Below are 13,445 nucleotides of genomic sequence, written 5' to 3'. Positions count from 1 at the left end.
GGGCACAGGTGCCCACCCTACGGAAAGGGTTAACGATCCGGGTTTTGCATGAACTCGCTGTTGGCGTGTTCCGTAGGGTGGGCACCTGTGCCCACGCGGATTGGACGAACCAATAACGCCTCAGGCAACAGCCCCACGAACCCAGGCCAGCTTCAGGCGGCGTCGCCCCAGAGCCGCTCGCCCGTCTGTTCCATGTGGGTGAGATACAGCCGCAAATCGAGCTCGAACTGGTGGTACTGCGGCTCCATCCAGCAGCACAGTTTGTAGAACGCCTTGTCGTGCTGCTTTTCCTTCAGGTGCGCCAGTTCGTGCACGGCGATCATGCGCAGGAATTCCAGCGGGGCGTCGCGGAACACGCTGGCGATCCTGATTTCGTGTTTCGCCTTCAGGCGGCTGCCCTGCACGCGCGAGATCGCGGTGTGCAGGCCGAGGGCATGCTGCACCACGTGGATCTTGCTGTCGTAGGCGACTTTCGCGATCGGCTCGGCGTTGCGCAGGTATTCGATCTTCAGGTCCTGCACGTAGTCGTACAGGGCGCGGTCGGTGCGCAGGCCGTGCGCGCCGGCATAGCGCGAGCGCAGCAGGGTGCCAAGGCGGCCTTCCTGGAGCAGGGCGGCGGCTTGCTGGCGCAGCTGGTCGGGATAGGCGGTGAGGTAGCGGAGTTCGGACATGGGGCGGGACTTTAGCATAGCCGCCGCGCTCCTGCAGCCGCATGCGCCGCATGACCCGACGCTGCGCTTACGCCGCGCCACCGTTCTGGCGGCGCGGCGGTGCATCAGCTTTCCTTGCCTCCCTGGCGATTGCCGCCTTTTGGCGCCGCGGCGTTGCCGCTGGCCGCCGCCGCCGCCGCCGCCCGGCTGGCAGATTGACGGCTCTCGCCGCCTTTGCGGCCGATGTCGGCCATGTGTGCACGGTTGCGGCTGACTGCCTCACCGCCTTTCTGGCCTGCGCGGCGCGCTTCCTCGGAATCGAATTCGTGCGCCGTGCCTTTCTGGTGCGCGGCCTGGCCACCCTTGCTGGCGATCTCGCGCTGCTGGTTCTGGTCCATCGCCGCGAATCCACGTTTTGCCGGACCGTTACCGCTGCCACCACCGCTCTTTTGCGCGCTGCCGCCGGAGCTGCCCGCGCCCTTGCCGCTCTCCTTGCTTGTCGCCATGTCGTTCTCCTGGTTGCCCTGCAGTCAAGTGGAAGTGAACGCACATTGCCGCGCTCGTCCGGTTAGAGACAACGCTCCTCTCTTAGTTCCCCATCCATGCGCGCGCCGCCCTCAGTCCGGCGCGCGCGGCGGCGTGCGCCTGCCCTCGTGCGGCACGGGCACGCCGTCGAAGGCGGTGGGCGGCGCGCTCAGGTCTTCGTCGAGCTGGGCGCGCCGCAGCGCCAGCCGCTGCCCGAGGGCCACCAGGTCGACGCCGGCCGTGCGCGCCAGCGCGAACATCTCGCCTTCTTCCTGGGCGATGTGGTGCGCCACTTCCTCGAACAGCACTGCCAGCGTGGCGTCGAAATGCTCGTCGCCCGGGTACATGACTTCGAGCTGGCTGATGAGCTCGCGTGCGCCCGCATGTTCGAGTTCGGCGTCGTCGAACAATTCGTCGTCGCCCGTGGCCGCGCGCAGCGCCGGATAAAACAGTTCTTCCTCGATCATGGTGTGACTGACCAGCGCTTCGCAGAGGTCGTCGACCAGTTCGGCCATCGTTTCCTCCGCGTCTTCCAGGCCGCGCAGGCTCTCGTAGCGTGCGAACAGCAGGAGCACCTGTTCGTGTTCGGCCCGCAGCAGCGCGAGCGCGTCTGCCGGCCTGTCCTGGTTACTGCCAATGGATGCCATTGCTTCTCCTTGGGGTGGGTCGATCATGGGGGTGCGGGCCGCGCCGGCGGCGCTGCGGGCGGCTTGCCAGCTGCCGTCGTTGGCGTCGTGGGCGAGGGTGGCGCCGCTCGCGGTGAGGGTGCTCATGAGCGCGCTGTGCCAGGCGCGCCAGGCGTCGGCCGCGGACGGAATGCCGCGCATTGCCAGCGCACCCATCTGGGCAGGGTCGCTGGACGAGGCGAGCGCGCGCCCGAGGCGAACGCCGTCGTCGAGCTGCCGGCGCAGCATATGCAGGTTGAGGTCGCTTACTTGCTTGAGGGTGTCGACCGTGTGGCGCGATACCTGGTGCAGGAAGTCGACCTGCGCTTCGAACTGGGTGCGCAGGTCGGGTAAGGCAGGAACAAAGGCAGGCATGACATCCTCGGCGTAAATACTGAAGTCTCAGTAGACGCCGCAGGATCGATCAAGTTCAGAGGAATTTGCTTGCGCCAGCGATTGGCGCAAGCGAGGTCCAGAAATAACTCAGGCGTCGGCCACCTTCAGCACCAGCTTGCCGAGGTTCTCGCCCCTGAACAGCATCAGCAGCGTGGAGGGGAAGGTATCGAAGCCCTCGACAATATGTTCGCGGCTCTTGAAACTGCCTTCCTTCATCCAGCGCGCCAGCGTCGCCACGCCTTCAGGATAGCGGGCGGCATAGTCGGTGACAAGCATGCCTTCCATGCGGGCGCGGTTCACCAGCAGCGCCAGGTAGTTGGCCGGGCCCTTGACCGCTTCGGTGGCGTTGTACTGCGAGATCGCGCCGCAGATGACGATGCGCGCCTTCATGTTGATGCGGGTAAGCACGGCGTCGAGGATGTCGCCGCCGACGTTGTCGAAATAGACGTCCACGCCCTGCGGGCAGTGCTGCTTGAGCCCGGCCTGCACGGGGCCTGCCTTGTAGTCGATGCAGGCATCAAAACCCAGTTCTTCGACCACGAAACGGCATTTGTCCTCGCCGCCGGCAATGCCGACCACGCGGCAGCCCAGCTGTTTCGCCACCTGGCCGACCGTCATCCCGACCGCACCGGCCGCGCCCGACACCACCACCGTCTCGCCCGCCTTCGGCTGGCCGACTTCGAGCAGGCCGAAATAGGCCGTCATGCCCGGCATGCCGAGTGCGTTGAGCCAGGTCGGCAGGGGAGCAACGTTCGGGTCGACCTTGGCCAGCATGGCGCCCTTGTCGTCGGCCGCGCCGGTCCAGTAGCGCTGCACGCCCATCACGCCCATGACGTGGTCGCCGGCGGCAAATTTCGGGGACTTCGATTCCGTCACCACGCCGACGCCGCCGGCGCGCATGACCTCACCAATGGCGACCGGGCGCACATAGGAGCGGGCGTCGTTCATCCAGCCGCGCATGGCCGGGTCGAGCGAAATGTAGAGGATCTTGACGCGCACTTCGCCCTCAAGGAGCTCGGCCAGGGGCGGCGTGGCGCGCTGCCAGTCGCTGTCCTTGGGCATCCCGACCGGGCGGGCGGCCAGCAGGAATTGGTCGTTGGTGGCTTGCGTCATGTTGTCTCTCCATGGTGTTGTTTGAACTGCCAACTATACCCAAAAAAGGACGGTCGTGCGCTTTTTCCGGGCATGTTTTTGTATGGCCCATTTTGCAAGCCGTGCGACAATGCCGGAGCCTTCTTCAACACGACCGCCCCACCATGACGCATCCGGAATACATCCTGACCCTGTCCTGCCTCGACCAGCGCGGCATCGTGCTGCGCGTGGCCGGCTTCCTGGCCGAGCACGGCTGCAACATCATCGATTCGGCCCAGTTTGGCGACCCGGAGTCGCAGCTGTTCTTCATGCGCGTGCACTTCGCGCTCGAAGACACTGCGGTGCTGGACGCCGACCTGCGCGGCGCCTTCGCCGCCCTGTGCGAAGCGAACGCGATGCGCGGCCAGCTTAACGATGCGAAGGCCAAGCCGCGCGTGCTGATCATGGTGTCGAAAATCGGGCATTGCCTGAACGACCTGCTGTTTCGCTACAAGAGCGGGCTGCTGCCGGTGGAGATTCCGGCGATCGTCTCGAACCATATGGAGTTCTACCAGCTTGCGGCAAGTTACAATATCCCGTTTCACCACTTGCCGCTGGCGACGGGTACTTCCGACGAGGCCAAGCTGACGCAGGAAGCGCGCATCATCGAGCTGCTCGACATGCACAAGATCGACCTGGTGGTGCTGGCGCGTTACATGCAAATCCTGTCGCCGGGCCTGTGCAATGCCTTGCAGGGCAGGGCGATCAATATCCACCACTCGTTCCTGCCGAGCTTCAAGGGTGCGCGGCCGTATGCCCAGGCCCACACGCGCGGCGTCAAGCTGATCGGCGCGACAGCCCATTTCGTGACGGGCGAACTCGACGAAGGTCCGATCATCGAGCAGGACGTCGAGCGGGTCGACCATGCGATGACGATCGAGGAACTCACCGCGATCGGGCGCGACGTCGAATGCGTGGTGCTGGCGCGCGCGGTCAAGTGGTTCGTGGAACACCGCATTTTGCAAAACGGCGACCGCACGGTCGTTTTCAAATAACTATAGGTTTTATCGTATCAATGGCTCTCAAGGCGACGATCTACAAGGCAGACATCCAGATTGCGGACATGGACCGCAACTATTACGCGGAGCATGGGCTGACGATTGCCCGCCATCCCTCCGAAACCGACGAGCGCGTGATGATCCGTTTGCTCGCATTTGCCCTGCACGCGAGCGAAGCGCTGGCATTCACGAAAGGCCTGTTCGATACCGACGAGCCGGACCTGTGGCAGAAGGATCTGACTGGCGCGATCCAGACCTGGATCGAAGTCGGCCAGCCGGACGAAAAGCGCCTGCTGAAAGCCTGCGGCCGTGCCGAGCACGTGTATGTGTACTGCTACAGCGCGACCAGCCACATCTGGTGGAAGGGCATCGCCAACAAGCTCGAGCGGGCACGCAATCTCACCGTCATCAATATCCCGGCCGAGACCAGCGAAGCCCTGGCGCGGCTGGCCAAGCGCTCGATGCAGCTGCAATGCACGATCCAGGATGCGCAGCTTTATCTGACCGACAGCGTCGACACGGTGCTGGTCGAGCGCGAGAGCTTCAAGGCGGCGGCTGCCTGAGCCGTTTCACTTTTTTCGAGTTCACCATGACCCGTCTTTTCTCCGCCCTGCTGGCCGCCGGCCTGTTTTCCACCAGCGCACTGGCGCAAGTGACCGTGAGCGACCCCTGGGTGCGCGCCACGGTGCCGAACCAGAAAGCCTCGGGCGCCTTCATGCGCGTGCAATCAGCGACGGCGGCGCGCCTGGTTGGCATCAGCACCCCGGCCGCGGGCCGCGCGGAGCTGCATGAGATGGCCATGGAAAACAACACGATGCGCATGCGCCAGGTCGACGCCATCGATCTGCCGGCGGGCAAAGCGGTGAACCTGGCCTCGGGCGGCTACCATGTGATGCTGTTCGACCTGAAGCGCCAGCTGAAGGAAGGCGAGACCGTGCCGGTGACGCTGGTGGTGCAGGACGGGGCGAAAAAGAGCAGCAGCGTGACGGTGGAGGCCAAGGTGCAGCCGATGACCTATGTGGCGCCGGCTGCGGCAACGGCGCACCAGCATTGATCGTAGGGTGGACGGGTCTCCCGGCCACCCTGCAAATCCTTATTGCGGTGACGCGCCCATGCGCCGCACGCCGCCCGATCCGACGGTCGACTTGCTGACCTTCGGATCGCCGTAATAATTCACGTCCCCCGAGCCGGCAATCGTCGCGCTCAGTTCATTGCGCGGCCAGACCGTCGCTTCGCCCGAGCCCGCAATCGTCACGCTGGCGCTGTTGGTCTGTACCTTTCCCAGGTCGACGTCGCCCGAGCCGCCGATGGACACGGTGAGTTTGCCGACCGTACCGCGTGCTGCCTGCAGGTCGCCGCTGCCGCCGAGCGACACAGCCATCGTGTCGCTCTCGACGCCTTTCAGCCGGATCGTGCCCGAACCGCCCAGGTCGACGTCGAGCTTGCGCCCGCGCAGCGGGTCGGCGTCGATGCTGCCTGCGCCGCCCAGGGCCAGGCGCTCGATCGAACGGGCCTGCACCACGACCCGGATCGATTCCGAGCGCAGGTTCAGGTTGCGCTTGGTCGGCCGGATCTTCAGTGTCCCGCCTTCGACGACGGTCTCGACAAGCGGCAGCAGGTTGTCGTCCGCTTCGATGGTAATGCCTTCGCTATTGCCGATACGCAGTTCGAGATGGCCCGGCAAACCCAGCGAGAGGCCATTGAAATTGCCGACCTGGCGCACCTGCTTGACGATGCGCCCGCTGCCTTGCACCTGTTCGCCGCCCCAGTCCCAGGGCGCGGCGGCGACATGGGCGGTGGCGGCCAGGCTGCCGGCGATGCAGGCGGCGAGCAGGGTGCGGCGGGCGAAGCTGGAGAAAGCCTTTTTCATGATCTTGTCCTCAGGGTTGTCGATGCTGAGACTCTAGCCCCGGACCCGCCCGGCTGCTTCAACATTGCGACAGACTGCGCAGGAACGCGGCCAGGCTGCACGTCCGCCCCACTTCCACTACAATCTTGCCCTTTTTGTTGCGGCAACGCGTGTTAAGGATTCATTATGAATGCGGCCCTGTTCGTCCTGGCCTTTTGTGTCGGTATCTTCATTTCGGTCCAGGCGGCCGTCAACAGCCAGCTTGCCGGTGCGCTGCACGCCAACTCGGTGGTGGCGGCGCTGATCTCGTTCAGCGTCGGCACGGTCGTGCTCGGCGTCGCGGCCTTTGCCCGCGGCGGGGTGGGCGAGTCGCTCGCCTTGTTGACCCAGCAGCCGCTGTGGAAGCTGACCGGCGGCATGCTCGGCGCCGCCTTCGTGTTCGGCACCGTGTTCCTGGCGCCGCGCATTGGCTTGTTGAACCTGGTGGTGCTGGTGATCGCCGGCCAGTTGATCATGTCGATGGCGATCGACCATTTCGGCCTGGTGCAGATGGCGGTGCGCAATGTCTCGCCGATTCGGATGGCCGGCGCGCTGGTGGTCGTGGCCGGCGTGGCGCTAACCTTGTTCGGCGACCGGATTGTTGCTGCATTGGCACGTTAGGAACCTGCCGCAGCAGCCCGGAGTCGCTTGTGGCGCGCCTGGCAAGCGGGGGCTGCGTTGCTCGTCGTTGCATGGCCCAGCCATGCGGCCTCCTCGCGCCTTGCCCGCGCTTGCCAGGCATCGCCATAAGCTTCCCCCGGTCTACTGTGGCAGGCTCCAAACAATTTCTATCCAGCAGCTGCAATTTCTGACGAGCATGGTTCTATAATGAGCGACATTGTCTGAACGACACCCTCATTTGAGAACCGCGCCAAGATGGAATTCCACCAGTCCTCGCAAATCCCCACGCTGTCGTATGTCGAAAACGAAGACCATCCGGTCTTCGGCACCCTGGTCGAGCAGATCCTGCACCTGCTGAACTCGCGCCTGGTGTTCTCCGACGTCATCATCCACCAGAACAGCCCGCTGATGCTGCGCCAGCCGAAGGGCCTGGTGGCGGTCACCGACTCGCCGATCACGCGCGAGGAACTGGAAGAATTCTTCGAAGTCATCGAGCCGAACTGGGCCGAGCGGATTGCCGACCGGGCGTTTGACCGCTCGATCGACCTGCACACGGCGCGCATCCGCGCCAACTGTTTTACCTTCCAGGGCAAGAAGCGCCTGGGCTGCGTGATCCGCCGCTTCCCGAAAGAGCCGATGGCGTTGGCCGACCTCGGGCTCGACCTCGATGCGCAGGAATTCGCGCGCCTCACCAGCGGCTTAGTTCTCATTATTGGCGACACCTGCCAGGGCAAGTCGACCACGATCGCATCGATGCTGGACGAGATCAACAAGCGCCGCTCGGGCCACATCATCACCATCGAAGACCCGGTCGAGACCCTGATCCCCCAGCGCAAATGCATCATCACCCAGCGCGAAGTGGGCATCGACGGCGACGTCGAAAGCTATTACCTGGGCGCCCTGGACGCGCTGCGCGAGCGGCCGGACGTGATCGTCATCGGCGAGATCCGCGACGCCCAGACGGCCCAGGAAGCCCTGGCCCTGGCCGAATCGGGCCCGCTGGTGCTGGCGACCCTGCATGCGCGCTCGACCGAGATGGGCCTGCAGAAGATGCTGCGCCTGCTCGGCAATTCCGACGCCCAGGCCCAGGCGCTGGCCCATGCGCTGCGCGGCGTGCTGTGCCAGGCGCTGCTGCCTTCGATCGAAGGCAACCGCTACCACCTGGCCACCGAATGCCTGACCCCGAGCCCGGCAGTGGTGCGCCTGATCGAGGACGGTGAACTGGGCGCGCTGCGCGAACACATGAACAGCGGACGCGACCCCGGCTGCCACACGATGAACGCCTCGCTCGAGCGGCTCCTGTCGAGCCACAAGATCGGCATCGACGATGCGCGCGCGGCCACCACCGACCGCGTTGGCTTCGCCGATCTGATGTGAAAAGCTGGGGTCAGGTCTGACATTCGGACACAAGCTCTGCCGTCATTGGCTGTTTGTAGTTGAGCTCGTGTCTGAATGTCAGACCTGACCCCAGCCCTCGAAGTGGGGAATGGTAATCAACTATGCGACAACACATTTGCATAGGCGATATGATTTGTATAACCAAATCATATCAAGGACCATTCAATGTCTTCTGCCGCCACGGTCAGCCCGACCTATCGCGACCGGCCAGGCCCGCTTCACGCGATCCTGCTTGCCGGAGCCGTCCCCCTGTTTCTCGGCGCATTCCTGAGCGACCTCGCTTATTTCAAGAGTTACCAGATTCAGTGGAGTAACTTCGCATCCTGGCTCATCGCCGGCGGCTTGCTGTTTGCCGGGCTGGCGCTGCTGTTTGCCCTGGTAAATCTGATCCGCGCCGAGCGCAAATCGGGGCAGCCCCTGGTGTACTTCGTGCTGCTCCTGGTGACCTGGGTGCTAGGACTGGTGAACGCCTTCCAGCACGCCAAGGATGCCTGGGCAGTCATGCCGTCGGGCCTGGTCCTGTCGGCCATCGTATGCCTCCTGATCGTCATGACGGCGTGGGTGGGATTGAACGCACGCTCGGGAGGTGTGAAATGAACCGCAAGAGCGCACTGACCTTATTGAGCATGACCCTGCTGGTCGCCGCATGCAGCGACGAAGCCAACACCACCCAAGCCTACGGTCCGGATCCCAAGCTGCCGGAACCGCAACGCGGTTTGCTGCCCAAGATGAAAATCGCCGAGCCGGTTGCCTGGGGCAGTCAGAAGCCCACGGTGCCCCAGGGCTTCACCGTCACGGCAATCGCGACCGACCTGAAGATTCCACGCCAGACGCTGGTGCTGCCGAACGGCGATATCCTCGTTGCGGAAGGCCGTGGCGGCAGCGCGGCCAAGCTCAAGCCAAAGGATGTGATTGCCGGCTACATCAAGGCCAAGGGCAATACCCAGGTCAAGGGCGGCAACCGGCTGACCTTGCTGCGCGACGCCGATGGCGACGGCCAGTACGAGCTCAAAACCGTCTTCGCTGAAAACCTGAACGCCCCCTACGGCATGGCCTTCGCTAACAACAAGCTCTACGTCGCCAACCAGGATGCGCTGGTCAGCTTCGACTACAAGGAAGGCCAGACCAAGGCCGAGGGCGCGCCAACCACCATCGCGAAGCTGCCGTCCGAGATCAACCACCATTGGACCAAGGCGATGACGATCAGCCCGGATGGGCGCTTCGTGTACGTCGGCATCGGCTCGAACAGCAATATCACCGAGCGCGGCATGGAAGCGGAAGTCGACCGGGCCATGGTCTGGCAGATCGACGTCACGACAGGCGCCTATAAGCCGTTCGCGACGGGCCTGCGCAATCCGACAGCCCTGGCGATGCAACCGGGCACCGGGCAGTTGTGGTCCGTGGTCAATGAACGCGATGAACTGGGACCTGACCTGGTGCCGGATTACCTGACCTCGGTGAAGGAAGGCGGCTTCTACGGCTGGCCCTACAGCTACTGGGGCCAGAACGTCGATCCGCGCGTGATGCCGTCGGATCCGAAGAAGGTGGCCGCCGCCATCAAGCCCGATTACAGCCTGGGCTCGCACGTCGCCGCCCTCGGCCTGGACTTTTCGCGGCCCGAGATGGGCGAGGCGTTTGCCAACGGCGTCTTCGTTGGCGAGCACGGCAGCTGGAACCGCCAGAATCCGGTCGGCTATAAAGTGATCTTCGTGCCGTTTGCGAATGGGCGTCCCGCTGGTGCGGCAGTCGACTTCGTGACCGGTTTTCGCGATGCCGACGGCAAGACGCGCGGCCGGCCGGTGGGCGTGACGGTCGATCCGCGCGGGGCATTGATTGTCGCGGACGACCTGGCGAACACGGTGTGGCGGGTGGTCCGCAACCGCTAGCCTGCAACTGGCTAGCGCCTACCGGGCAGGCCAGGCCTGCCCGGTAGGCGCTGCATATAAATTACTTGTCCTGCGACCTGGTCGCCAGCGCCACGATTGCCGCCCCGGCGGCGACGATCAGCGCGTCTTCGATCAGGCCGCTCTTGGTCTGGCCGATGCGCGCCATGGCTTGCTTGCGCCCGGCCAGGGTCAGGTAGGCCAGCGGCACGGCTGTTGCCACCGCAATCGCGGCCCCGGCCTTTTCTTCGCCACGCGGCGCCAATGCCGCACCGGCAATCCCGGCGCTCATCACGCGCGCCAACAGACCCAGGAACACAGTGCGATCGGGCGCCGACTTCATCTTGTCGCCAAACAGTTCGCCGACACCCATCAGCATGGCGCCGTATTTGAATGTCGGGCGGTCGAGCAGGAACAGTTCGCCCGGCGTATCGCGGTGAGCGAGGCGTGCGGCGGCAATGGTGGCCATGGGCGTCATCGAGCGTGCGCTGGCGACGGCGCCGATCAGGGCGGAGGGGAGGAGGCTGCGGGCTTTTGTCATCTTTGATTCCTACTTAAATTGAAGTTGCTCGAACTTCCAATTGTAAGGATCCGTCGTAATAACGTCGCCACGCACGCTCCAACGAACAGCACCCAGTCGTAAGCTAGGCTAAGTCAATTTTCATGCTTTAATCTCTGTCCGAGTTCCACCATCCAGCGAATGCACCGGCTCAGTCCCACACTCGAATTTTCATAGCCTAGAGTGTGTGCCTGAACCACCTGCTTGCAATGGCGGCAACAAAGCCAGTACACTCCTGGTACACAAGGTGCAACTTAGGCGCGGGCAAGGGTCACACCAGTCCTATCAGCGCGAAATAGCTTCATATTGGGGCCTCGGTATGCAGCATGTCTGAACTTAATGTCTAATAAGACCCTCTATCTGTGGCAGTAAGTAGCTGCTGCCCAAAAAATTACGCCTTGACCTAAAATAACGCATTGGAAAATCCTTGATTAGTATTGATCGCTCAAGTGTACTGACCCCTCAAGTTCTTTCGGAAAGCCCGGAATCATTCGCTTCTACAGAACGTGAGGCTGCCCGCAAATTTTTCAAAAATCGAGTGAATTCTCAGCGACGTTTTAAGTTTGAAGCATATCGTCATCCTGAGGTTCTCGACGCTTTATTTATTCTTTTCTACGGGAAGTGTGCATTCTGCGAATCAAGGTTGAACTCAGGTTCAGTAGCAGACATCGAACACTATCGCCCGAAGGCGCCAGTAGTCGAAAGTGAAAATCATCCTGGATATTGGTGGCTTGCAAGTAGCTGGGATAACCTCTTATTAACCTGTGTTGATTGCAATCGACCGCGCAAGTATGGCGCATCCATTCATGGAAAAGGTAATCGCTTTCCATTGCAGGATGAAAAAAAACGAGCCTTTAGAGAAGGTGAGGAAACCCTTGAGACTCCTCTGATATTGAATCCTTGCGTGGATCCTGTTGAGAAATATTTAATCTTTGACCTGGATGGGACGGTTGCAAGCAAGTATAAACGCGCTCAAATGACCATCGATTTGTTGGGTTTAAATCGTCCAGGGTTGATCGCGGCTCGAAAAACCTTAGCGCAAAGGCTGCTATTTCTTCTTAAACTCGCCAAGGAGGAGGTTTCAAAGGATGAATCCGATAATGTAATGAGTGGGGGCAAATACGAGTCGATTGCAGCGGAGATACGGTCTTACGTATCTAACGACCATGAGTATGCTGGCATGGCGCGTCAAATCGTCGGCACCTTCTCAAAAAAAGTCGATGTGTCACGGTTTTTGGGAAAAAATCTTAGACAAACGCTTGGTGTAAGATCTAGAAAAACGATTGATGAGGCCAAGCAGTCATATAAAGTATACCATGCTCGTCGATCAGCATACTCGCTAGATACTGAAAAGGGACGCGAGATGTATCGATCTCAAAGTCGATTAATTGAACACATCTCGATTAAAAACATAAAAAGTATCCGGGAACTTGAACTTGATTTACGGGTTGCTGAGGAAGGAAAAACCCCTTGGCTCATGCTGTTAGGTGAAAATGGGACTGGGAAAAGCTCTGTGCTTCAATCTGTCGCAGTCGCATTGATGGGGCCAGAACGTTTCACTGAACTAATTTCTGAGCAAAATATTAATCCCTCTGATTTCATACGCTACCGGTGCAAAAGTGGGCGGATAACTGTAAAAGTGACAGGGTTTGATCGGCCTCATCAAGTTCATTTCATCGAAGGTGCAATCAAGTTTGTCAGTCCAAGCGGGAATATATCGACAGTCAGTGTCTCCAGGAAAGGCCCGCTTATATCAGGGGAGCAATGGGATGCACAAGTTATGTTATTGGGATACGGGGCTACCCGCTTATTGCCTAGGGGAATTAGTGTGAGTCGACGAGGAGAGTTTATTCGAACTGGAAACTTGTTTAACCCATTTGTCGCGTTGGCCGACGCGAACTCAGTGCTGTTAAACGCCAGTGAGAACAATTTTGACGTCATGGCTCTGGCACTGAAAGATCTTCTTTCATTGCCAGAAGATACAAGGTTCTCGCGAATAAATGGAGAAGTATTTGTTAACCTCCATCGCCCAAAGTTTTTGTTAAGGCATCTAAGTGACGGTTATCAGTCGGTCGTGGCTTTAACCATGGATATACTTGAAGTAGGACAACGCTTGTGGAAAACGCTTTCCAATGCTGAAGGTATAGTGCTTCTGGATGAAATAGGTACTCATTTACATCCAACTTGGAAGATGCGTATTGTCGGGAGCTTACGCCGTGCTTTGCCTGGCGTTCAATTCATCTCTACAACTCATGATCCATTGTGTTTGCGTGGGTTAGGGCAGAAAGAGGTAGTGGTCCTGAAGCGAGATCTTGAGCAGCAGGTCGTCGCAATTACTGATTTGCCATCTCCCGCTGATTTTAGAATCGATCAAATACTCACCTCAGAATTCTTTGGTTTAAATACGACATTTGACGAAGAAGTTGAACGTGATTTCGATGAATACTATGCACTTCTAGCAAAAGTAACGAGGACACCCGTGGAGGCGGCTCGTCTAATCGAGCTTACCGATAAACTAAAGGATAGAAAATATTTTGGTGGTACTCTCCGAGAACAGCTAATGTACCATGCAATTGATAAATTAATTGTGGATGGTACTATTAAGAAAAAAATTCCACGCGTAAATCTTAATGACGAAGCTGTTAAGCAGATTTCGGACATCTGGGAGGGAAACGTCGCTGCTGTGAAGGGCCCAAAGACTTGATTTACATAAAACGACCGAAATGCCCGA

The 13,445-nt window shown here is 60.5% G+C and carries 14 protein-coding genes; 8 read left to right on the top strand and 6 right to left on the bottom strand.

Going from position 1 to position 13,445, the window contains the following annotated elements:
* Positions 1-152: 152 nt before the first annotated feature.
* The 4 genes from NMB41_RS16110 to NMB41_RS16095 all read right to left on the bottom strand — a co-directional run bounded on the left by NMB41_RS16110 (position 153) and on the right by NMB41_RS16095 (position 3,349).
* Entirely contained in the window at positions 153-671 is a 519-nt protein-coding gene (locus NMB41_RS16110; protein WP_494378818.1) for a YgjP-like metallopeptidase domain-containing protein, read from the bottom strand.
* A gap of 104 nt (positions 672-775) precedes the next feature.
* Positions 776-1,156 (bottom strand): KGG domain-containing protein, encoded by a 381-nt coding sequence (locus NMB41_RS16105; protein ID WP_494378817.1) that lies wholly within the window; start codon positions 1,154-1,156, stop codon positions 776-778.
* A gap of 111 nt (positions 1,157-1,267) precedes the next feature.
* Positions 1,268-2,215, bottom strand: coding sequence for a hemerythrin domain-containing protein (locus NMB41_RS16100; RefSeq protein WP_494378816.1), 948 nt, complete (start codon positions 2,213-2,215; stop codon positions 1,268-1,270).
* A gap of 108 nt (positions 2,216-2,323) precedes the next feature.
* Positions 2,324-3,349: an NADP-dependent oxidoreductase gene (locus NMB41_RS16095; protein WP_494378815.1), complete on the bottom strand. Its 1,026-nt coding sequence runs from the start codon at positions 3,347-3,349 to the stop codon at positions 2,324-2,326.
* Positions 3,350-3,492: 143 nt separating this feature from the next.
* On the opposite strand from NMB41_RS16095, the gene purU reads away from it, so the two are divergent.
* From purU to NMB41_RS16080, 3 genes are read left to right on the top strand one after another with little or no spacing between them, the layout of a single operon-like run.
* Positions 3,493-4,362, top strand: a complete 870-nt coding sequence (gene purU / locus NMB41_RS16090) for a formyltetrahydrofolate deformylase (RefSeq protein WP_494378814.1) — start codon at positions 3,493-3,495, stop codon at positions 4,360-4,362.
* Positions 4,363-4,382: 20 nt separating this feature from the next.
* Complete coding sequence (locus tag NMB41_RS16085) at positions 4,383-4,928, top strand: YaeQ family protein (protein WP_494378813.1); 546 nt, start codon at positions 4,383-4,385, stop codon at positions 4,926-4,928.
* A gap of 26 nt (positions 4,929-4,954) precedes the next feature.
* Complete coding sequence (locus NMB41_RS16080; protein WP_494378812.1) at positions 4,955-5,419, top strand: copper chaperone PCu(A)C; 465 nt, start codon at positions 4,955-4,957, stop codon at positions 5,417-5,419.
* Positions 5,420-5,458: 39 nt separating this feature from the next.
* Here the strand turns inward: NMB41_RS16080 and NMB41_RS16075 are convergent, their stop codons facing one another.
* Positions 5,459-6,235: a head GIN domain-containing protein gene (locus NMB41_RS16075; RefSeq protein WP_494378811.1), complete on the bottom strand. Its 777-nt coding sequence runs from the start codon at positions 6,233-6,235 to the stop codon at positions 5,459-5,461.
* 165 nt (positions 6,236-6,400) lie between these two features.
* On the opposite strand from NMB41_RS16075, the gene NMB41_RS16070 reads away from it, so the two are divergent.
* The 4 genes from NMB41_RS16070 (at position 6,401) to NMB41_RS16055 (ending at position 10,158) form a co-directional block, all read left to right on the top strand.
* Positions 6,401-6,874, top strand: a complete 474-nt coding sequence (locus NMB41_RS16070) for a DMT family transporter (RefSeq protein WP_494378810.1) — start codon at positions 6,401-6,403, stop codon at positions 6,872-6,874.
* A gap of 255 nt (positions 6,875-7,129) precedes the next feature.
* Positions 7,130-8,251 carry a type IV pilus twitching motility protein PilT gene (locus NMB41_RS16065; RefSeq protein ID WP_494378809.1) on the top strand — a complete coding sequence of 374 codons (1,122 nt, stop codon included), beginning with the start codon at positions 7,130-7,132 and terminating at the stop codon, positions 8,249-8,251.
* Positions 8,252-8,437: 186 nt separating this feature from the next.
* Positions 8,438-8,869 carry a DUF2231 domain-containing protein gene (locus tag NMB41_RS16060; RefSeq protein ID WP_494378808.1) on the top strand — a complete coding sequence of 144 codons (432 nt, stop codon included), beginning with the start codon at positions 8,438-8,440 and terminating at the stop codon, positions 8,867-8,869.
* Positions 8,866-10,158, top strand: coding sequence for a PQQ-dependent sugar dehydrogenase (locus NMB41_RS16055; RefSeq protein WP_494378807.1), 1,293 nt, complete (start codon positions 8,866-8,868; stop codon positions 10,156-10,158). Before NMB41_RS16060 ends, NMB41_RS16055 begins: the two co-directional genes overlap by 4 nt.
* A gap of 61 nt (positions 10,159-10,219) precedes the next feature.
* Here the strand turns inward: NMB41_RS16055 and NMB41_RS16050 are convergent, their stop codons facing one another.
* Positions 10,220-10,696 carry a hypothetical protein gene (locus NMB41_RS16050; RefSeq protein ID WP_494378806.1) on the bottom strand — a complete coding sequence of 159 codons (477 nt, stop codon included), beginning with the start codon at positions 10,694-10,696 and terminating at the stop codon, positions 10,220-10,222.
* Between the two features lie 445 nt (positions 10,697-11,141).
* Between NMB41_RS16050 and NMB41_RS16045 the strand changes: the two genes are divergently transcribed.
* Complete coding sequence (locus NMB41_RS16045) at positions 11,142-13,418, top strand: AAA family ATPase (protein WP_494378805.1); 2,277 nt, start codon at positions 11,142-11,144, stop codon at positions 13,416-13,418.
* Positions 13,419-13,445: the final 27 nt, after the last annotated feature.

Source organism: Massilia sp. FBCC-B171, assembly GCF_059134155.1.
The sequence above is the reverse complement of the archived record's forward strand: the minus strand, read 5'-3'. Positions and strand labels throughout refer to the sequence as shown.

Coding starts and splice junctions, on each gene's coding strand:
- NMB41_RS16110 (WP_494378818.1), bottom strand. CDS start 671: ATGTCCGAACTCCGCTACCTCACCGCCTATCCCGACCAGCTGCGCCAG.
- NMB41_RS16065 (WP_494378809.1), top strand. CDS start 7,130: ATGGAATTCCACCAGTCCTCGCAAATCCCCACGCTGTCGTATGTCGAA.
- NMB41_RS16060 (WP_494378808.1), top strand. CDS start 8,438: ATGTCTTCTGCCGCCACGGTCAGCCCGACCTATCGCGACCGGCCAGGC.
- NMB41_RS16050 (WP_494378806.1), bottom strand. CDS start 10,696: ATGACAAAAGCCCGCAGCCTCCTCCCCTCCGCCCTGATCGGCGCCGTC.
- NMB41_RS16105 (WP_494378817.1), bottom strand. CDS start 1,156: ATGGCGACAAGCAAGGAGAGCGGCAAGGGCGCGGGCAGCTCCGGCGGC.
- NMB41_RS16095 (WP_494378815.1), bottom strand. CDS start 3,349: ATGACGCAAGCCACCAACGACCAATTCCTGCTGGCCGCCCGCCCGGTC.
- NMB41_RS16080 (WP_494378812.1), top strand. CDS start 4,955: ATGACCCGTCTTTTCTCCGCCCTGCTGGCCGCCGGCCTGTTTTCCACC.
- NMB41_RS16070 (WP_494378810.1), top strand. CDS start 6,401: ATGAATGCGGCCCTGTTCGTCCTGGCCTTTTGTGTCGGTATCTTCATT.
- purU (WP_494378814.1), top strand. CDS start 3,493: ATGACGCATCCGGAATACATCCTGACCCTGTCCTGCCTCGACCAGCGC.
- NMB41_RS16075 (WP_494378811.1), bottom strand. CDS start 6,235: ATGAAAAAGGCTTTCTCCAGCTTCGCCCGCCGCACCCTGCTCGCCGCC.
- NMB41_RS16055 (WP_494378807.1), top strand. CDS start 8,866: ATGAACCGCAAGAGCGCACTGACCTTATTGAGCATGACCCTGCTGGTC.
- NMB41_RS16085 (WP_494378813.1), top strand. CDS start 4,383: ATGGCTCTCAAGGCGACGATCTACAAGGCAGACATCCAGATTGCGGAC.
- NMB41_RS16100 (WP_494378816.1), bottom strand. CDS start 2,215: ATGCCTGCCTTTGTTCCTGCCTTACCCGACCTGCGCACCCAGTTCGAA.